Here is a 17,890-nt window from a genome sequence, read left to right on the forward strand (position 1 = left end):
ATGGTGCAACGGTTAGCGGAAAAGATGCACAAGCTGGATTTTGATGATGAAGTGACCGGGCTGATCTACGGCTATGCGTTTCGTTCCGGTGAGCCGCCGGCGCGCCTGAACTCGCAGCAGGTTTGCCAGGCCTACCAGGCGTTGCCGCCCGGCGACGGTTTTATCTGGCTGCATCTCAATCTCAACCACGCGGCAGCGGAGAAGTGGCTGAAAAACCATTTCGCCATTTCCGATTTTTTCTTTCACGAGATTCGCCACGGCTCCCACACCACGCGCATCGAGCGCCAGGGCGACGATCTGTTCGCCGTACTCAACGACGTGATTTTCCACCCCGAGGACAGCAACCCGGAGACGGCGACGCTGTGGCTCTATTGCTGCCGTGGGCTGGTGGTCACGGTGCGTCACAAACCGGTGCGATTGATTGAACGGCTGCTCGGCCGCCTGACGGTGCTGCAGCTGGCCTCGTCCACCGAACTGCTGGCGCACCTGCTGGAAGAGCAGGAAGACGTACTGGAACAGGTGGTGCGGCAGGCCAACCAGTATGTCGATACCATTGAGGACCGCTTGTTGACCCGCCGCGTCAAACGCAACCGCGCCGAGCTGGGGCGCATGCGTCGCATGTTATTGCGCTTTCAGCGTCTGCTGGCGCCGGAGCCGGCCGCGCTATTTCGCCTGTTGAACCGGCCGCCGACCTGGCTGAGCCGCGAGGTGGTGCAGGATCTGCGGCAGTTTACCGAAGAGTTCACCGTGGTGTTGAACGATCTGGCCAGTTTGACCGAACGCATCCGGCTGCTGCAGGAGGAGCTGGGCGCCAAGCTGATGGAGCAGAACAACCGCACGCTCTATACGCTGACGGTGATCACCGTGCTGGCGCTGCCGATCAATATCGTCGCCGGTTTCTTCGGCATGAACGTAGGGGGGATCCCGCTGGCCAGCAATCACCACGGTTTTATCCTGCTGGTGTTGCTGGTCGGCAGTTTTACGCTGATCGCCGGTTATCTGGCGTTCAGACGCAGGGACGAGACGTAATTACAGGCGGGCGCGGTACTCTTCTTCCAGCCGGGCATGGGTGCTCCAGAACGGCTGCGGCGCCCGATCGTGCAGGCGATCCAGCAGGATATCCAGATGGGTGTGCCAGCCGCCGGCGACGCTGAGCATCTCGTCGCGGTTGGCCAAGCGCCGGTGGGTCACCGTCAGCAGTACCGCGTTTCCCTGTTCCGTCAGTTCGAAAGTCACCTCGGAAGGGCGGCCCTGATCCTGTTCGGCCCAGGTAAAGCTCAGCAGACGCGGCGGGAACAGGCAGGTGATGTGGCCGCGGTTGCTGACGCAGCCGCCGTGCTGTTTGTACTTGGCCGGCGGTGGTTCGTGCTCGCCCGCCAGATCGGAGTTGCGAAACTCCAGCTCCAGCGACGCGCCGTTTTCCAACTTCATGGCGCCGGCCGCCAGCCAGGTGGCGCGCTTGTCGGATTCGGTCAGGTAAGCCCACACCCGCTCGATGGGGCCGGGCAGCAGCCGCTGGATGCGCAGCGTGCCGGGTTCGATAATCATGCCGTAATCATTCATGGTTCACTCCTTGGGAGGAAGCTGTTCGGGCTGCAGCAGCGCCTGTTCGAGCGCATCCAGCCGTTCAGTCCAGAAATGTTCATAGGTTTGCAGCCATTGCATGGCCTGCGCCATAGGCTCGGGTTCGAGCCGGCAGATATGGTTTCTTCCTTGCACGGTGCGTTGCACCAGGCCCGCATGTTCCAGTGCTTTCACGTGCTTGGAGGCGCCGGCGAACGACATCTGCAGCGGCGCGGCCAGTTCGCCGATGCTGCGTTCACCGCCGGCCAGCGCGCGTAACATCGAGCGGCGGGTCGGGTCGGCCAGCGCATGAAAAATGGCGTCCAGCTGTGAGGAAGATAATTCAACCATATGGTTGAATATAGAACAGGCAGGCTAATATTCAACCGTTTTGTTGAATATTTTTTGCCCCGGCGAAAAACCGGGACGAGGATCAGGCGCCGGCGTGCGTCAGCAGCGCGTTCAGCAACACATCGGCACCGGCGGCGGCCCAGGCGGGGGTGATGTCTTCCCGTTCGTTGTGGCTGATGCCGTCCACGCAGGGGATGAAAATCATGGCGGTCGGGGCGACGCGGTTAAGGTAACAGGCATCGTGGCCGGCGCCGGAAATCATGTCGCGATGGCGATAGCCCAATGCTTGCGCGGCGTGGCGTACGCTGTCGATGCAGCCCCGATCGAAAGCGATCGGAGGATACTGAAAGATGCGCTCGGCGCGAGCGGTCAGGCCGCCGTCGTTGACGTGGGCGACCGCCGCCAGCAGGCGCTGCTCCATTTGCTCCAGTGTAGCCTCCTCAGGATGGCGGAATTCGACGCTGAAAAAGACCCGGCCCGGCACCACGTTGCGTGAATTGGGGGTGATGTGCGCCATGCCCACCGTGGCGCGCGCGTCGGGCGCGAAATCCCAACCGATGCGGTTGACCGCCGTGACCAGCTCCGTAAAGCCCAACAGGGCGTCGCGGCGGCGATCCATCGGCGTGGTGCCGGCATGGGCGCTGAAGCCGACGACTTCCAGCTCGTACCAGCGCTGCCCTTGTGCGGCGGTCACGACGCCGATGTCGAGGTGTTCCGCTTCCAGAATCGGCCCTTGTTCGATGTGCAGCTCGAAGGCGGCGTGGATCGGCATGCCGCCCACCGGATGCTCACCGGCGTAACCGATGCGCTCCAGCGCGTCGCCGAGGCTGACGCCATGTTCGTCGCGGCGCGACAGGCCGTACTCCAGGTCGAAGACCCCGGCGAACACGCCGGAGGCGATCATCGCCGGCGCGAAGCGTGCGCCTTCTTCGTTGGTCCAGTTGATCACTTCAATTGCGCGTTCGGTGACGATCTGCCGATCGTTAAGCGTGCGAATAACCTCCAATCCGGCCAGCACGCCGTAGATGCCGTCGAAACGGCCACCGCGGGGCTGCGAGTCGCCGTGAGAACCGGTAACCACCGGCGCCAGCTCGGGCCGGGAGCCTTCACGGCGCAGGAACATGTTGCCCATCCGATCGACGCGCACGCTGCAACCGGCCTCCAGCGCCCAGAGGCGCAGCTGGTCGCGCGCCTGCCGATCCTCTTCGCTGAGCGCCAAGCGGGTGACTCCGTTTTCGGCGATGGCGCCGAACTGCGCCATCGCGTGCAGGCTTTGCCACAGGCGCTCGCCGTTGACCCGATACGTCATTATTCTTCTCCCGGTGTTTTGGCGGTGTAGCGGAAATCGCAGCAGGGGGCGCCGGACATGATGGTTTGGCTGCGCTGCAGCTCGACCTCCGGGGCATAACCGACAATGAACTGGCTGTCGCGCGCGCAGGAGAGCAGGTGGCCGATTTCCCCCAGCCCCATCTCGTGATACATCTCGGCGTAGCGGCAGCGGGTGACGTTATAGTCGAAGTGCTGTTCGTCCTGGTTGATCACCTCGACGCGCAGCGCATCGTCTTTTTCCCACAGGTACTGCAAGGCGGCGAAGCTGCGCAGATCCGCGCCGTTCGGCTCCTGGGCGGCGAACTGTTTGCCCGCCGCGATGGCGGCATTCTCGATGGCTTCGCCGATCACCGCCTGAGCGCGCACCTTGCCGATTTCACGCACCAGGATCTGGTAGATCGGTTTGATGATCTCCGCTTCGATCTTTCTGCGGGCCAAAATGCCCAATTCGTTATTTGCACAGCTCATCGCCTTGCTCCTCTTGATTTATTGTGGTTTGGCGCCGCCCAACACGGTTTGCGGCTGCCATTTGCCGTCGACCACCCGGTACAGGGTGAAGCTCGGCTGCTGCAGGTTGCCTTGCGCATCGAAGGCGATGGCGCCGGTCACGCCCTGGTAATGTATGGCGCGCAGTTTCGGCAGATAATCGGCCGGATCGGCCGAGCCGGCCTGTTCGATGGCGGCGATCAGCACCCGGGTGGCGTCGTAGGCGAAGGGTGCATGCAGCTCGATGTGGGTGTGGTAACGATCGCGGTAGGCTTGTTCAAACGCCTTGCCGCCCGGCATCTGTTCCAGCGGCAGCCCTGGCTCCAGCGCCACCACGCCTTCGCCTTCCCGCTGCGCCAGCGTCAGGAAGGTCTGGCTGACAAAGCCGCCGGCGCCCATCAGCTGCGCGCTCATGCCCAGCTGTTTCAGTTTGCGCGCCAGCGGCGCCGCCTGGGAGTCCACGCCGCCGAAGAAGATCAGATCGGCGTTTTTGCTGCGCACGGTGGTCAGCACGGCGCTGAAATCGACGGTCTTGTCGTCGACATACTCGCGGGTGACCGGCTGCACGCCCTGGGCCTGCAGCGATTTGATGAACTCATCCGCCAGGCCCTGGCCGAAGGCGGTGCGATCGTCGATTACCGCGATGCGCTGGGCTTTCAGCGTTTTCACCGCATATTGCCCGGCGTAGTTGCCGCCGTCGTCGTCGTGGCCCATCACGCGGAAACTGGTGTCAAAGCCTTGCTGCGTGTAGCCGTGACCGGTCGCCACCGGCGCCACCTGAGCGATGCCGGCGTCGTGGTAGATGCGTGCCGCCGGGATGCTGGTGCCGGTGTTCCAGTGGCCGACCACGCCGGCTACGCCTTCGTCGACCAAACGCTGCGCCACGGCCACGGCGGTGCGCGGATCGGACTGATCGTCCTCGGACAGTAATTTGAAGGTGACCGGTTTGCCGTTCAGCGTCGGTTTTTGTGCGTTGGCGTCGGCGATCGCTAGGCGCGCGCCGTTTTCAAGATCTTTGCCGATGCGCGCGGAAGGGCCGGTCAGCGGCCCGGCCAGGCCGATCAACACGGTGTCATCCGCCAGCGCCGGAAGGCTCAGGATCATCGTCACGGCGGCCAGCGCCAACGGCTTGATGCGAAAGTTCTGCTGCATGTCATACTCCTGGTGCGGTTAAAGGTAACAACGGTTATTCACCCAAATAGATCTGTTTGATTTTTTCATCGTCCAGCATGTCGGCGGAGCGGCCGCTGTGGCTCAGGCTGCCGCTGTCCAACACATAGGCGCGATCGGTAGACTCCAGTGCCAGGCGGGCGTTTTGCTCGACCAGCAATAGCGTGACGCCGTCACGAGCTAACTGTTTGATGACCGAAAAAATGGCCTCCACTACAATCGGCGCCAGCCCCATCGACGGTTCGTCCAATATCAACAGGCGTGGGCGGCTGAGCAGCGCGCGGCCCATCGCCACCATCTGTTGTTCGCCGCCCGAAAGCAGCCCGGCCGGTTGATGCAGGCGCTCGTTCAGTCGGGGGAAGGTGGCGCACACCCGTTCGAAATCGTGCCGTACCGCCGATGCGTCACGGCGCGCATAGGCGCCCAGCTGCAGGTTTTCTCGCACCGTCAGGCGGGTGAAAATGCCACGACCTTCCGGCACCATCACCAGCCCCTGTTGCAGCAAGCGGTGCGGCGGCACGCCGCGAATCGAACGGCCGTCGAACAGGATGTCGCCTTCGAACGGCTGCAGGCCGGTCAGCGCCCGCAGGCTGGAGGTCTTGCCTGCGCCATTGGCGCCGATCAGCGTGACCTGTTCGCCGGCGTTCACCGTAAAATCGATGCCTTTGACCGCATGAATGCCGCCATAAGACACTTTGAGTCGTTTAACGCTCAGCAAGGCTTCAGACATGCGCGCCGCCTCCCAGATAGGCCTGAATGACCGCCGGTTCACGCCGAACCTGCGCCGGTTCGCCTTCGGCAATCGCTTTGCCGTAGTCCAGCACCGTCAGACGATCGCACAGGCCCATGACCAGTTTGACGTCGTGTTCGATCAACAGCAGCGTTTTGCCGCTGTCTCGGATGCGCAGCAGCAGCTCGCGTAGCGCCACTTTTTCTCCGGCGTTCATGCCGGCCGCCGGTTCGTCCAGCGCCAGCAGCCGGGGCTCGGTCGCCAGCGCGCGGGCGATCTCCAGGCGGCGCTGGTGACCGTAGGCGAGATCCCCGGCGCGGTAATGGGCGAATTGGCCGATGCCGACATACTCCAGCAGCGTATGGGCCTTGTCGCGCACCGCCTGTTCCTCCTCCCTGGCGCGGCGGTGGCGGGCGATCGCCGCCCACAGACCGTTGCGGGTGCGTACGTGACAGCCGACCATCACGTTTTCCAGCACGCTCATTTCGTTGAACAGCCGCAGGTTCTGGAAGGTGCGGGCGATGCCGGCCTGCGCCACTTTATCGATCGCCTGGGGCCTGTAGCGCTGGCCCGACAGGCGAAATTCGCCCTCGTCGGCACGGTACAGGCCGGTGATCAGATTGAAGCAGGTGGTTTTACCGGCGCCATTCGGCCCGATCAGGCCATAGATCTCCCCCTGGCGGATGCTCATGCTGACGTCATCCACCGCCGTCAGGCCGCCGAAGCGTTTGCTGACGTGGTGTAAAGCGAGCAGCGGCGTCATGCTGCGTTCCCTCTTAGGTGGCGGGCCGGCCACAGGCCCGCCGGGCGATACAGCATCACCAGGATCAGCGCCAGGCCGTAAAACAGTTGGCGGATAATTTCCGGATCGATCAGCACCTGGCCGAACAGCGCCTGCTGCAGCGGCCCCATGCTGCTGCGCAGCAGCTCCGGCAGGGCGGCCAACAGCAGCGCGCCCAGGATCACGCCGGGGATGTGCCCCATGCCGCCGAGTACCACCATCGCCAGTACGGCGATCGACTCTTGCAGGGTGAACGATTCCGGCGACACGAAGCCCTGAAACGCGGCGAACAGCGCGCCGGCCACGCCGCCGAAGGTGGCGCCGATAGCAAAGGCCAGCAGCTTGAAGTTGCGGGTGTTGATGCCCATCGCCCGCGCGGCGTCCTCGTCTTCGCGGATCGCCGTCCACGCGCGGCCAATGCGCGAGTTTTGCAGCCGCAGGCTGATAAACAGGATCGCCAGCAGCAGCGCGGCGAACAGGTAGTAATAGAGGTACAGGCCGGAGAAACGCACGCCGAACCACTCATGCATGCCGGAAAACTTCAGGCCGAACAGGCTGACCGGGTCGATGCCGGAAATGCCTTTGGGGCCGTTGGTGAGGTTGACCGGGCGGTCGAGATTGCGCATCAAAATACGCACGATCTCGCCGAAACCCAGCGTGACGATCGCCAGGTAGTCGCCGCGCAGCCGCAGCGTCGGCGCGCCGAGCAGAATGCCGCACGCCGCCGCCAGCAGCGCAGCCAGTGGGATCAGCCACAGCATCGACAGGTGCAGCCCGTCGGGGAACCACTGCAGCAGCAGCGGGAACTGCTGCGTCAGATGCGGTGACGACAGCAGCGCGGCCAGATAGGCGCCAACGGCGTAAAAAGCGATAAAGCCCATGTCCAGCAACCCGGTCATGCCCACCACGATGTTCAGCCCGAGCGCCAGCATCAGATACAGCAGGGCGAAGTCGACGACGCGCACCCAGTAGTTGCCGCCGGCGGCGCCCGCGACCCAGGGCGCCAGCATCAGGGCGAGAATGAACAGCGTCAGCCCCAGCCTGGCGCGCCGCGGCGTGGCCAGGGGAAGCGTGGAAGTTAAAACGGTCATCGTGATGTCCTTATGCGCGCGTGGCAATGCGTTCGCCCAACAGCCCGGAGGGGCGGAAGACCAGTACGGCGATCAGCACCAGAAATGCGAACACATCCTGGTAGTTGCTGCCGAATACGCCGCCGGTCAGCTCGCCGAGATAGCCGGTGCCCAGCGACTCGAACAGCCCCAGCAGCAAACCGCCGAGCATCGCGCCGCGCAGATTGCCGATGCCGCCGAGCACGGCCGCGGTAAACGCCTTGATGCCGGGCAAAAAGCCCATCGAGAAACCGGCGTTGCCGTAATTGCTGGCCATCATGATGCCGGCCACCGCCGCCAGCGCGCCGCCGAGCGCAAAGGTCAGAACGATGATGCGGTCAGGACTGATGCCCATCAGGCCGGCGACCTGCGGGTTTTCCGCCGTGGCGCGCATGGCGCGGCCGAAACGGCTGTGTTCGACCAGCAGCCAGAGGCCGGCCATGACCGCCACGGCCACCGCCAGCGTGACGATCGCGGTGCCGGTGATCACCGCCGGCGCATGTTCGGCGCTGCCTGCGGTCAGGGCGATGGGCGCCATCGGCAACAGCTGTGGAAACATCAGGGGATTGCGTGACCAGATCAGCATCGCCAGGGTTTGCAGCAGCAGCGAGACGCCGATGCCGCTGATCAGCGGGGCCAGGCGCGGTGCAGTCCGCAACCGGCGATAGGCCAGACGTTCGATCGCCATCGAGGTGATGGCGCAGACGGCCATGGCGAACAGGGCCGCCAGCAGCAGCGTGGCGTAGGGCGGTAACGCGGGGAAATGATGTTGCAACACGCCGATCGCCGACAGCGCGCTGAGCGCCCCGACCATCAGCACGTCGCCGTGCGCGAAGTTGATGATGCGCAGGATGCCGTACACCATGGTGTAGCCGAGCGCGATCAGCGCATAGATGCTGCCGAGCATCAAACCGTTGACGGTTTGCTGTACCAGCGTATCCATAGGGAGAGTCCGGAGATAATGAGTCAGGAGGCTCACAGTAGAGAATTTAAAAAAATTGTAAAATACGGAAAAATACTTTCTTATACAAAAAACGAGTGATTTTAATGCTTTGATTTTTATGTATATTAAATAAATCCTTCTTCCAGATTTTCCATAAAACAATCGATATATGAAAAAAACAGAACAGTACGAAGAGCCGCTACCGACGTTGCCGAACGATCCGCCGCTGCGCGCCGTGCGCGCGTTCGAGGCCATCGCGCGCCTGGGCAGCATCAGCGCAGCGGCAAAGGAGCTGATGATTTCGCCTTCGGCGGTCAGCCATCAGCTGAAAACGCTGGAGGCATTCTTGCAGATGCCGTTGACCGAAAGGCAGGGGCGTCATCTGGTGCTGCGCAGCGAGGGGCGAGAATATTACCGCTCGATCCGCTCGGCGTTTAACGTGCTGCGCCAGGCGACCGAACACGTGCGCGAGCAGTCCGCATCGCGGCAGGTCACCATCAGCCTGATCCCGCTGTTCGGCATGGGCTGGTTCATTCCGCGGCTGCGTGGCTTTTTGCGCGAAAATCCGGATATCGACATCAATGTGGTTTACGCCAACCACCGCAATTACCTGAGCGACGCCGCCGATCTGTCGATCCGCTTCGGGGTTGGGCAGTGGACCGGTTATCGCAGCGAAAAGCTGATGTCTGGCCAAATGGTGCCGGTGTGCAGCCGGGCATTCAGTAAACTGCACGGTTTGCTGGATACGCCGGATCAGCTGGCGACGCTGCCGCTGCTGCACGACGAGGAGCGTAATACCTGGATGCAATGGTTTCAGCTGGCCGGCGTTAAACGCCCGCTGCGCAGCATCGGGCCGATGTTCGAAGACGGGTTGCTGACGCTGGCGGCGGTGCAGGCGGGATTGGGGTGTGCCTTGATGCGCGAGCCGTTAATTGCCCAGTATCTTGAGAGCGGCGAGTTGATCAAAATGTTCGATCTGCCGATCGACGACGGCCGTGATTATTACCTGTGTGCTCGTCTGGATAGCGAACTGTCGCAGGAAGGCGAAAACCTGCGGCAGTGGCTGCGCCGCGAAGCCGATGGGCGCAGGCTCGCTTAAAATTCGACGTCCTCCAGGCTGAAAAACGCCGTTTGATCGTTGTAGGAGAAGATCTCGGCGTAACGGCCCCAGTTGATTACCGTATCCAGGGTCTCTTTGGCGGCGCTGTCAGACAGGGAATCCTCCAGCTCTTGCTCGAAACGCACGCGCGGCGCGCGGTGCCCCGGCCGTTCGTCCAACACGTTTTTGATCAGCGCGGCCAGCGGCACATAGCGCAGCAGATGTTCCGCGAACAGCACTTTGCGCGCCTGAACGTCGCCGTCGGCGAAGGCGCGTGCCGGCGGCGTCAGGAAGATGTCGCCTTCGCGCACGTCGGCGAAGCCCAGCGACTGCAGCACTTCGGCAATGGGGAACAGCTCATCAACCTCCAGGTGCAGCGAGAGGGCGATCTCCGGCATGTCGGCGCGGCCGAAATAGGGCGCGGCGGCCAGCGTTTCGATCAGGCCGGCGATCAGGTTGGTGGAAACGTGCGGCAGCCACGTTCCGAGCTTCAGCCCTTTCTTGACGGTGCCGTCAGTAGGGCGGGCGGTCATCTTGGCGTACACGTCGTCTACCAGGCGGCGGAACTGTGGATCCAGCCGGTTGCGCGGGTGGCTGAACGGCACCTTGATTTCGGCGATCACCCGGCCGGGGTTGGACGAAAGCAGCAGGATGCGATCGCACATGAAGACCGCTTCCTCGATGTTGTGCGTGACGATCAGCACTGACTTGATCGGCATTCGCCCCTCGGTCCACAGATCCAACAGGTCGGTACGCAGCGTTTCGGCGGTCAAGACGTCCAGCGCCGAGAACGGCTCATCCATCAGCAGCAGCGTCGGATCCACCACCAGCGCCCGGGCAAAGCCTACGCGCTGGCGCATGCCGCCGGAAAGCTCACGCGGGTAGGCGTTTTCGAAGCCGTCCAGGCCGATCAGATCGATAGCCGCCAGCGCCCGCTCACGCCGTTCGGCAGGGGCGACGCCCAGCGCCTCGAGCCCGGCCTCGACGTTTTGCAGCACTGTCAGCCAGGGGAACAGCGCGAAGGTTTGAAACACCATGGTGACGCCTTTGGCGGGGCCGTGCAACGGCTGCCCCAGATAGTTCACCACCCCGGCGGTGGGGGTGACCAGGCCGGCGATGATGCGCAGCAGCGTCGATTTACCCGAACCGGAACGGCCCAGCAACCCGACGATCTCGCCCGACCGCAGCGACAGATTGACCCCGTCGAGGATCAGCAGCTCGCCGTGTGCCTTGTCATAGCCATGGCTGACCGCGTTGACCGCTAAAATTTCCTCGCCGGGCGAGTGCGTCGCCTGCGTTGGGTGAAGGTCTGACATCTGAACGGCTCCTTAATCGATGCGGAAGCGGGATTCGGCGTAGGCGTAAAGCGGCCGCCACAGCAGACGGTTGAACAGCGTGACGAACAGAGACATCACGGCGATGCCCAAAATGATCTTGGGGAAATCGCCGGCGGCGGTGGTTTCGGCGATGTAGGCGCCCAGCCCATGCGCCTTCACCTGGGTGCTGCCCCATTGCACGAACTCCGCCACGATGCTGGCGTTCCAGGCGCCGCCCGACGCGGTGATGGCGCCGGTGATGTAATAGGGGAAGATGCCCGGCAGCATCACCTGGCGCCACCATTGCCAACCGCGAATGTGAAAATTGGCGGCGGCCTCGCGGTAGTCGTTGGGCAACGCGGTGGCACCGGCCACCACGTTGAACAGAATGTACCACTGGGTGCCCAACACGATCAGCGGCGACAGCCAGACATCGGGGTTCAGCCGGAAGTGGACGATGGTGATGACGAACACCGGGAACAGCAGGTTGGCCGGGAACGCGGCCAGAAACTGGGCGATCGGCTGGATTTTCCCGGCCAGCGTCGGGCGCAGGCCGATCAGTACCCCGAGCGGCACCCAGATCAGCGACGACAGGGCGATCAGCACCGTCACGCGCAGCAGCGTGATCAGCCCAAGCACCATCACATGGCCCACGTCATTGAGCGTCACGCCGGTCTGCACATAGAGAATGACGCGCCAGGCGATCGCCAGCGTCAGCAGGATGACGATGGCGCTCCAACACCGATCGATCACGCGTGAACGTCGCCGCCGTTGGGCGCTATTGCCGTGGCGCGGCGAGCGGGCGGGCAGGCTCAGTTTCAGGCGCGCGGTTTTGGCCAGCAGCACGCCCAGCGGGGTCAGCAGCAGGTGGATCAGGCGCGTGCGGCGCATCAGGTTCAACAGCCAGGAGGTCGGGGCGCTCGCCGAGCGGGTGGTTTCCATGCGGAATTTGTCCGCCCATGCCACCAATGGCCGGAACAGCAGCTGATCGTAGGCCAGGATCACCACCGTCATGGTGAGCAGTACCCAGCCGATCGCAGGCAGATCCTTGCTGAGGATCGCCTGCGCGAGATAAGCGCCGATGCCCGGCAGCGTAAAGGTGTTGTTGCCGACGGTGATCGCTTCCGACGCCACGATAAAGAACCAGCCGCCGGACATCGACATCATCATGTTCCAAATCAGCCCCGGCATGGCGAATGGCGCATCCAGCTTCCAGAAACGTTGCCACGGACTCAGATGGAAGCCGCGCGCCACTTCTTGCAGATCGCGCGGCACGGTGCGCAGCGACTGGTAGAAACTGAAGGTCATATTCCACGCCTGGCTGGTGAAGATGGCGAACATCGCCGCCAGCTCGACCCCCAGCACCCGGCCGGGGAACAGCGCGATGAAAAAGGTGACGGTGAAGGAGATGTAGCCGAGTACCGGCACCGACTGCAGGATGTCGAGGATTGGCACCAGCACCTTTTCGGCGCGCCGGCTCTTGGCCGCCAGGGTGCCGTAGACCAGCGAAAACGCCAGCGAGGCCGCCATGGCCACCAGCATGCGCAGCGTGGTGCGCAGGGCGTATTCCGGCAGGTTGGCGGGATCGAGCGATATTGCCTGCGTTTTCAGCGTGACGATCGGCTGCAGGGTTTGGTGCAGGCCGATGGCCATCATGGCGATCAGGCCGATGATCAGCGGAAAGGCGATGACGTCCCAGCCGTTGGGCAGCAGGCGCCGGGCGGAAACATGGGTGTTGAGCCGGACGTTCATTTCACTTCTCCCACGGCGGGCGCAAACAAGAAAGTGACAATCGCATAAGGACTATAGACCATCCGGCGCGGGCGATTCTAAACCGTTGCTCACCGGCGGCGGTTTCTGTGCCGCAAACGGGCGATACTGTAACCCGTGAAGATGACGGTTAAGTTATGCTTATCGCTGCCGAGCGAGTGGCGCGGCGGCAATAAAGTGACAATAATTCCAACTCACTGTGCAAGGCTAAGGAGCAAGCAGATGTCTGTCGGCAATGATACGGAAACCTCGAACAAGACCGGCTTGGCGCCGTTGGCGTTGGGCGCATTGGGCGTGGTGTTCGGCGATATCGGCACCAGCCCGTTGTACACCCTGAAAACCGTGCTGTTTCTCTCCGGCGATGCGCCTTCTGCGCCGGTGATCCTTGGCCTGCTGTCGCTAATTTTCTGGACGCTGGTGATTGTCACTTCGCTCAAATATGCCATGTTCGCCATGCGCATCGGCAACCGGGGCGAGGGCGGCATCATGGCGCTGATGTCGCTGCTGGTCAGCAGACGAAAATCCCGGCCGCTGGTGTTGTTCGCCGGCCTGTTCGGTGCAGCGTTGATCTACGGTGACGGCGCCATCACGCCGGCCATCTCGGTGCTCTCCGCCCTCGAGGGGTTGAACATCGTGCTGCCGGCGTCGCAGCCCTATATTCTGCCGGCGGCGGTGGTGATTTTACTCAGCCTGTTCGCCATTCAGCCACTGGGCACCGCGCGCATCGGCCGCGTGTTCGGGCCGATCATGGCGCTGTGGTTCCTGTCGATCGCCGCATTGGGCGTGTGGGGCATCATCCAGCATCCGGCGGTGCTGCTGGCGCTGAACCCGCTGTACGGCATTCATTTCCTGTTCTCCAACGGACTGACCAGCTTCCTGGTGCTGGGCGGCGTGTTTCTGTGCGTCACCGGTGCCGAAGCGCTGTACGCCGACATGGGGCATTTCGGCAAACGGCCGATTTGGCTGGCCTGGTTCGGCATCGTTTTTCCCAGCCTGTTGCTTAACTACGCCGGCCAGGCTGCGCTGATCCTGAGCGGCGCCGACGTCACGCAGAACATCTTTTTCCGTCTATGCCCGCCGGCTTTGCTGATCCCACTGGTGATCCTGGCCACGCTGGCGACGATCATCGCCAGTCAGGCGATCATCAGCGGCGCGTTTTCGATGACCCGCCAGGCGATCCAGCTGGGGTGGCTGCCGCGGCTGCGGGTTAAACAAACCACTGAGGAAAGCTATGGGCAGATCTACATCGGCGCCATCAATTGGCTGCTGATGGTGGTGACGCTGTTCCTGACGGTGTTCTTCAAATCCTCGGACAATCTGGCTGCCGCCTACGGCATCGCCGTCTCGCTGACCATGATCATGACCACCGGCTTGCTGTTCGTGGCGATGCGCGAGGTGTGGCGCTGGGGATTGGTCGCCAGCCTGTTGGTGGCGGGGTGTTTCTTCGTGGTCGATCTGAGCTTCCTGACGGCCAACCTGACCAAGGTATTGCAGGGCGGTTACATCCCGCTGCTGCTGGCCGCCGCGGTCTATACCGTGATGCTGATCTGGCATCGCGGGGTGCTGGCGGCCGTGCGCACCCTCGGCGAGACGACGGTGCCGATAGCGGATTTCCTGGCGAAAATCCAGCGTGAATCCGTACCGCGCGTGCCGGGCACCGCGGTCTTTCTCACCCGCAGCCTGCAGGGCACGCCGCCGGTAATGAAATGGCACGTCAAACGCAACGGTTCGCTGCACGCCAACGTGCTGGCGCTGACCATAGCCATTGTCAATGAACCGCGGGTATTGAATGCCGAGCGTCTGGTGATGCGCGAACTGGCGCCGGGGTTTTGGTGCGGCGTGGCCAGTTACGGCTTTATGGAGCGGCCGAATATCCCGCAGCTGCTGCAGCACGTCGAGGCGCAAAAATGCGGCCTGAACTTCGACGAGGCGACTTACTATCTCGGCCATGAAACCGTAGTGCGCCGCGAGGCAAACGACCGGTTGCCGGCCTGGCAGCGCAACCTGTTCGCGCTGATGGTGCGCAACGGCATGCACGTCACGGATTATTATTACCTGCCCAGCGATCAGGTGGTGGAGATCAGCCGCCGGGTGCCGGTCTAGAAAGCGAAAAAGGCATCGCCGCAATTGTGGCATGCCTCACACAACGCGGATTGCATTTCATTCTTGGCCGCCATAACCTGACAAGAAACGGATTGTTACTGACGCGATCAGGCAAAACCTAACTTCTCCCCCGCATCAAACATGGCGGGATGGGCGGTTAGGTTTTTTTTTTGTAAAAAGGAGAAGGGAATGAAACTTGTTGTCGCTAATGACTACCAGGAAATGAGTGAGCTGGCCGCCAGCCTGTTGTTGAGTTATATGCTGCGCCCACAGCGCGTCAATCTGGCTATCACCGCCGGCTCGACGCCCAAACGGATGTATGAATTGTTGGCTCCGCGCGTCAAGGGCCACGCGGAATTCTCCAACGCGCATTACTATAATTTCGATGAAATTCCTTACGCCGGCCGACCGGGCTACGGCGTCACCATGGAGAATCTGCATCGCATGTTCTTCGGCCCAGCGGCGATCCCCGAGCGGCAACTGCACGTCTTGAATTCGGACAACTACCTCCAGCACGATCGGCGCATCGCCGAGGATGGCGGGCTGGATGCGATCGTGATGGGCGTCGGGGCGGACGGGCATTTCTGCGGCAATCTGCCGGGTACCACCGCCTTCTCAGACCGCACCTGCCGGGTGCCGGTTTCCGCCAGGCCGGATCTGGCAGACATTTTGCTCAAAGAGGTGGGCGGCCGCGCTGAATATCTGCCCGATCATTACGTCACCCTGGGGCCTGCGAGCGTGATGGCCGCCAAAAAACTGGTGCTGCTCGTCAACGGTTCACACAAAGCGGACATTTTACGGCGCATTGTCAGCGGGCAGGTAGAGGCCGGAGTACCCGCCAGCGTTTTGATGCTGCATCCGGATCTGCTGATTATCGCCGATCGGGAGGCCGCGGCGCGGCTGCCTTAAGCCTTCATCCGGCGCGTTTCGCCTCAGAACCAACGGTCATAACCTGCAACCAAAGCGTCTTTCCCTGTGTCGCAGAATCAAGCTAGAGTGCGTTTTTCATGCACCAGAGGAATTCCGATGCTGTTCGATTTAAACCTGCAGGCGGCCGAACTGCCTGAGGCCTGGCGTTCTACCGTGCTGGGTCGTGTCGGTGCGGCCAATATCAAAGTGCTGCGCATGGACGCGCGCAGCATTGCGGATGAAGTGCATGATTACAGCGAAGGATTGCTGGTAATCAGCGGCCACCTGCGGCTGCAGGTGGCGGGGGAAGTGGTGGTGGTGCGGGCCGGGCAGCTGTATCAGGCCGCGGCCGGCGTGCCGCACCGCGTGTTGCCGGGCAGCGAAGGCACGCTGGTGATTGTCGATCTGCCCGAAGATTAAGGGAGCCTGGCTTGCGACTAAGCGCTTCCTCCCAGGGCGGTGAGCGCCACGTTCACCGCCGCCAATAGTCGCGTTTCAGTGACGCCGTCACGCGCCTGAATCGACAGGCCGTGCAGGAAGACGGCGAAAAAGTCCCCCAGGCTGTCGGCGTCGGTGCCGGCCGGCAGTTCGCCGGCTTGCACCGCCTGCCGCAGCCGTTCGACGATCTGCTGGGTACGCTGCAACCGATGCTCTGCCAGCCAGGTTTTGAGCCCCTCGTTTTCCGCACTGACGCTGGCGGCGGAGGAGACCACCATGCAGCCCTGCGGCAGATCCGGCCGGCTGTAGAGCCGCACGGCATCTTCCAGCATACGTTGGATCGCCGGGCGAATGCCGCTTTCCTGTGCGAAGGCGCGATCGGCGAAGCCGCCTTCCTCGGTTTCGTAACTGGCGATTGCCTCGCGGAACAGCTGCTCTTTGGAGCCGAACGCCTTGTAGATGCGCGCGGAAGCAATGCCCAATTCTGCCACCAGATCCGACATCGAGGTGCCTTCGTAACCCTGTCGCCAAAATAAGTTTCGCGCCTTCAAGAGCGCCTGTTCGCGGTCGAACTCGCGCGGTCTGCCAGCCATTCTCTGCTCCAATTTACCTGCCATTCAGCGACATAGGATCGCTTAAATCGGCGGGAATACCAATGTCTTTATAAATTTCGCTTGCGGTCATCGCGCCTTGCTTCTATTGTTTGTCAATCGACAACTAATAGGAGTTTACGATGAAAACCCTCAAAGGTCCAAGCCTGCATCTCGCGCAGTTCAGCGATGAGACAGCGCCGTTCAACAGCCTGCCGGCCATCGCCGAGTGGGCGGCGCAAACCGGTTTTACCGCCTTGCAGATCCCGGCCTGGGATCGGCGTTTATTTGACGTGGCCACCGCCGCGGAAAGCCAAACCTACTGCGACGATCTGACCGGCATGTTGGCGGAGCAGGGGTTGGTGGTCAGCGAATTGACCAGCCATATCTTCGGCCAGCTGATGGCGGTACACCCGGCTTACGATGCGCTGTTTGACAGCTTCGCGCCGCCGGCGCTGCAGGGCAATCCGCAGGCGCGCGGCGAGTGGGCGCGGCAGCAAATGCTGCTGGCGGTGAAGGCGTCGGCGCGGCTCGGGCTCAGCGAGCTGGGCACCTTTTCCGGTTCGCTGGCCTGGCCCTATCTGTTCCCGTTCCCACAGCGCCCGGAAGGATTGATCGACACCGCGTTCGACGAACTCGCCACACGCTGGCTGCCGGTGCTTAACGCCTGCGACGAGCAGGGCATCAACCTGTGTTATGAAATTCACCCGAGTGAGGATCTGCACGACGGCGTGACGTTCGAGATGTTTCTTGAGCGCGTCGGCCATCATCCGCGCTGCCGGGTGCTGTTCGATCCGAGCCATATGGTGCTGCAGCAGCTCAACTATCTGGAGTTTATCGATATCTATAAAGAGGTTATCGGCATGTTCCACGTCAAGGACGCCGAGTTTAATCCGACCGGTCGCCAGGGCATTTACGGCGGCTATCAATCCTGGGTCGATCGCGCCGGCCGCTTCCGCTCGCTGGGCGACGGCCAGGTTGATTTCAACGGCATCTTTTCGCGCCTGACGCAGTACGGCTATTCGGGCTGGGCGGCATTGGAGTGGGAATGTTGCCTGAAAAACCCACAGGACGGCGCGCGCGAAGGCGCAGCCTTCATTCGCGATCGCATTATCCGTGTCACCGACAAAGTGTTCGACGACTTCGCCGGCGCGCCGGTCAACCCGCAGCAGATCAACGCCTTGCTCGGCATTCGCTGAGCCC

18 protein-coding genes are annotated in these 17,890 nt (G+C 62.5%); 6 read left to right on the forward strand and 12 right to left on the reverse strand.

Translation table 11 applies throughout. From position 1 onward, the window contains the following. Window positions 1–1,029 carry a transporter gene (locus FHU12_RS08475; RefSeq protein ID WP_141968648.1) on the forward strand — a complete coding sequence of 343 codons (1,029 nt, stop codon included), beginning with the start codon at window positions 1–3 and terminating at the stop codon, window positions 1,027–1,029. Here the strand turns inward: FHU12_RS08475 and FHU12_RS08480 are convergent, their stop codons facing one another. From FHU12_RS08480 to FHU12_RS08520, 9 genes are all read right to left on the reverse strand, one after another. Continuing rightward, complete coding sequence (locus FHU12_RS08480) at window positions 1,030–1,563, reverse strand: SRPBCC family protein (protein WP_141968650.1); 534 nt, start codon at window positions 1,561–1,563, stop codon at window positions 1,030–1,032. A 3-nt stretch (window positions 1,564–1,566) separates the two neighbouring features. Next, entirely contained in the window at window positions 1,567–1,914 is a 348-nt protein-coding gene (locus FHU12_RS08485; protein WP_060439874.1) for an ArsR/SmtB family transcription factor, read from the reverse strand. Window positions 1,915–1,996: 82 nt separating this feature from the next. Then, entirely contained in the window at window positions 1,997–3,223 is a 1,227-nt protein-coding gene (locus tag FHU12_RS08490; protein ID WP_141968652.1) for a Zn-dependent hydrolase, read from the reverse strand. Further along, window positions 3,223–3,711 (reverse strand): L-2-amino-thiazoline-4-carboxylic acid hydrolase, encoded by a 489-nt coding sequence (locus tag FHU12_RS08495; RefSeq protein ID WP_141968655.1) that lies wholly within the window; start codon window positions 3,709–3,711, stop codon window positions 3,223–3,225. Before FHU12_RS08495 ends, FHU12_RS08490 begins: the two co-directional genes overlap by 1 nt. An 18-nt stretch (window positions 3,712–3,729) precedes the next feature. Next, window positions 3,730–4,833: a branched-chain amino acid ABC transporter substrate-binding protein gene (locus tag FHU12_RS08500; RefSeq protein ID WP_376698864.1), complete on the reverse strand. Its 1,104-nt coding sequence runs from the start codon at window positions 4,831–4,833 to the stop codon at window positions 3,730–3,732. An 82-nt stretch (window positions 4,834–4,915) separates the two neighbouring features. Continuing rightward, on the reverse strand, window positions 4,916–5,629 hold the full coding sequence (locus FHU12_RS08505; RefSeq protein ID WP_141968658.1) for an ABC transporter ATP-binding protein: 714 nt from the start codon (window positions 5,627–5,629) through the stop codon (window positions 4,916–4,918). Then, complete coding sequence (locus FHU12_RS08510; protein WP_141968660.1) at window positions 5,622–6,392, reverse strand: ABC transporter ATP-binding protein; 771 nt, start codon at window positions 6,390–6,392, stop codon at window positions 5,622–5,624. Before FHU12_RS08510 ends, FHU12_RS08505 begins: the two co-directional genes overlap by 8 nt. Beyond that, complete coding sequence (locus tag FHU12_RS08515) at window positions 6,389–7,501, reverse strand: ABC transporter permease subunit (protein ID WP_141968662.1); 1,113 nt, start codon at window positions 7,499–7,501, stop codon at window positions 6,389–6,391. The genes FHU12_RS08510 and FHU12_RS08515 overlap by 4 nt, the downstream gene beginning before the upstream one ends. Window positions 7,502–7,511: 10 nt before the next feature. Then, a complete protein-coding gene (locus tag FHU12_RS08520) occupies window positions 7,512–8,462 on the reverse strand; it encodes a branched-chain amino acid ABC transporter permease (protein ID WP_141968663.1) in 951 nt (316 codons plus the stop codon). A gap of 169 nt (window positions 8,463–8,631) precedes the next feature. Here FHU12_RS08520 and FHU12_RS08525 point away from each other — a divergent pair, with 169 nt between their 5' ends. Continuing rightward, entirely contained in the window at window positions 8,632–9,561 is a 930-nt protein-coding gene (locus tag FHU12_RS08525) for a LysR substrate-binding domain-containing protein (RefSeq protein WP_141968665.1), read from the forward strand. Here the strand turns inward: FHU12_RS08525 and FHU12_RS08530 are convergent. Next, window positions 9,558–10,877 carry an ABC transporter ATP-binding protein gene (locus FHU12_RS08530; protein ID WP_141968667.1) on the reverse strand — a complete coding sequence of 440 codons (1,320 nt, stop codon included), beginning with the start codon at window positions 10,875–10,877 and terminating at the stop codon, window positions 9,558–9,560. The two genes, FHU12_RS08525 and FHU12_RS08530, sit on opposite strands and share 4 nt — an antisense overlap. Window positions 10,878–10,889: 12 nt before the next feature. Then, window positions 10,890–12,629, reverse strand: coding sequence for an ABC transporter permease (locus tag FHU12_RS08535; RefSeq protein ID WP_141968669.1), 1,740 nt, complete (start codon window positions 12,627–12,629; stop codon window positions 10,890–10,892). A 240-nt stretch (window positions 12,630–12,869) separates the two neighbouring features. On the opposite strand from FHU12_RS08535, the gene FHU12_RS08540 reads away from it, so the two are divergent. The 3 genes from FHU12_RS08540 to FHU12_RS08550 all read left to right on the forward strand — a co-directional run bounded on the left by FHU12_RS08540 (window position 12,870) and on the right by FHU12_RS08550 (window position 16,079). Then, complete coding sequence (locus FHU12_RS08540; RefSeq protein ID WP_141968671.1) at window positions 12,870–14,750, forward strand: potassium transporter Kup; 1,881 nt, start codon at window positions 12,870–12,872, stop codon at window positions 14,748–14,750. Between the two features lie 189 nt (window positions 14,751–14,939). Further along, a complete protein-coding gene (locus FHU12_RS08545; RefSeq protein WP_141968673.1) occupies window positions 14,940–15,659 on the forward strand; it encodes a glucosamine-6-phosphate deaminase in 720 nt (239 codons plus the stop codon). Between the two features lie 117 nt (window positions 15,660–15,776). Further along, complete coding sequence (locus FHU12_RS08550; RefSeq protein ID WP_141968675.1) at window positions 15,777–16,079, forward strand: cupin domain-containing protein; 303 nt, start codon at window positions 15,777–15,779, stop codon at window positions 16,077–16,079. Window positions 16,080–16,096: 17 nt separating this feature from the next. Here the strand turns inward: FHU12_RS08550 and FHU12_RS08555 are convergent, their stop codons facing one another. Then, entirely contained in the window at window positions 16,097–16,690 is a 594-nt protein-coding gene (locus FHU12_RS08555) for a TetR/AcrR family transcriptional regulator (RefSeq protein WP_141968678.1), read from the reverse strand. 140 nt (window positions 16,691–16,830) lie between these two features. Here FHU12_RS08555 and FHU12_RS08560 point away from each other — a divergent pair, with 140 nt between their 5' ends. Further along, entirely contained in the window at window positions 16,831–17,886 is a 1,056-nt protein-coding gene (locus tag FHU12_RS08560; protein ID WP_141968680.1) for a sugar phosphate isomerase/epimerase family protein, read from the forward strand. Window positions 17,887–17,890 lie beyond the last annotated feature (4 nt).

This window comes from Serratia marcescens, assembly GCF_006715005.1.
Lineage (GTDB): Bacteria > Pseudomonadota > Gammaproteobacteria > Enterobacterales > Enterobacteriaceae > Serratia > Serratia montpellierensis.

Bases quoted from the DNA above. Each gene is read 5' to 3' on its own strand.
- FHU12_RS08495 (WP_141968655.1), bottom strand. From the start codon at position 3,711: ATGAGCTGTGCAAATAACGAATTGGGCATTTTGGCCCGCAGAAAGATC.
- FHU12_RS08550 (WP_141968675.1), top strand. From the start codon at position 15,777: ATGCTGTTCGATTTAAACCTGCAGGCGGCCGAACTGCCTGAGGCCTGG.
- FHU12_RS08545 (WP_141968673.1), top strand. From the start codon at position 14,940: ATGAAACTTGTTGTCGCTAATGACTACCAGGAAATGAGTGAGCTGGCC.
- FHU12_RS08540 (WP_141968671.1), top strand. From the start codon at position 12,870: ATGTCTGTCGGCAATGATACGGAAACCTCGAACAAGACCGGCTTGGCG.
- FHU12_RS08505 (WP_141968658.1), bottom strand. From the start codon at position 5,629: ATGTCTGAAGCCTTGCTGAGCGTTAAACGACTCAAAGTGTCTTATGGC.
- FHU12_RS08535 (WP_141968669.1), bottom strand. From the start codon at position 12,629: ATGAACGTCCGGCTCAACACCCATGTTTCCGCCCGGCGCCTGCTGCCC.
- FHU12_RS08525 (WP_141968665.1), top strand. From the start codon at position 8,632: ATGAAAAAAACAGAACAGTACGAAGAGCCGCTACCGACGTTGCCGAAC.
- FHU12_RS08515 (WP_141968662.1), bottom strand. From the start codon at position 7,501: ATGACCGTTTTAACTTCCACGCTTCCCCTGGCCACGCCGCGGCGCGCC.
- FHU12_RS08475 (WP_141968648.1), top strand. From the start codon at position 1: ATGGTGCAACGGTTAGCGGAAAAGATGCACAAGCTGGATTTTGATGAT.
- FHU12_RS08490 (WP_141968652.1), bottom strand. From the start codon at position 3,223: ATGACGTATCGGGTCAACGGCGAGCGCCTGTGGCAAAGCCTGCACGCG.
- FHU12_RS08510 (WP_141968660.1), bottom strand. From the start codon at position 6,392: ATGACGCCGCTGCTCGCTTTACACCACGTCAGCAAACGCTTCGGCGGC.
- FHU12_RS08560 (WP_141968680.1), top strand. From the start codon at position 16,831: ATGAAAACCCTCAAAGGTCCAAGCCTGCATCTCGCGCAGTTCAGCGAT.
- FHU12_RS08520 (WP_141968663.1), bottom strand. From the start codon at position 8,462: ATGGATACGCTGGTACAGCAAACCGTCAACGGTTTGATGCTCGGCAGC.
- FHU12_RS08485 (WP_060439874.1), bottom strand. From the start codon at position 1,914: ATGGTTGAATTATCTTCCTCACAGCTGGACGCCATTTTTCATGCGCTG.
- FHU12_RS08555 (WP_141968678.1), bottom strand. From the start codon at position 16,690: ATGGCTGGCAGACCGCGCGAGTTCGACCGCGAACAGGCGCTCTTGAAG.
- FHU12_RS08530 (WP_141968667.1), bottom strand. From the start codon at position 10,877: ATGTCAGACCTTCACCCAACGCAGGCGACGCACTCGCCCGGCGAGGAA.
- FHU12_RS08500 (WP_376698864.1), bottom strand. From the start codon at position 4,833: ATGATCCTGAGCCTTCCGGCGCTGGCGGATGACACCGTGTTGATCGGC.
- FHU12_RS08480 (WP_141968650.1), bottom strand. From the start codon at position 1,563: ATGAATGATTACGGCATGATTATCGAACCCGGCACGCTGCGCATCCAG.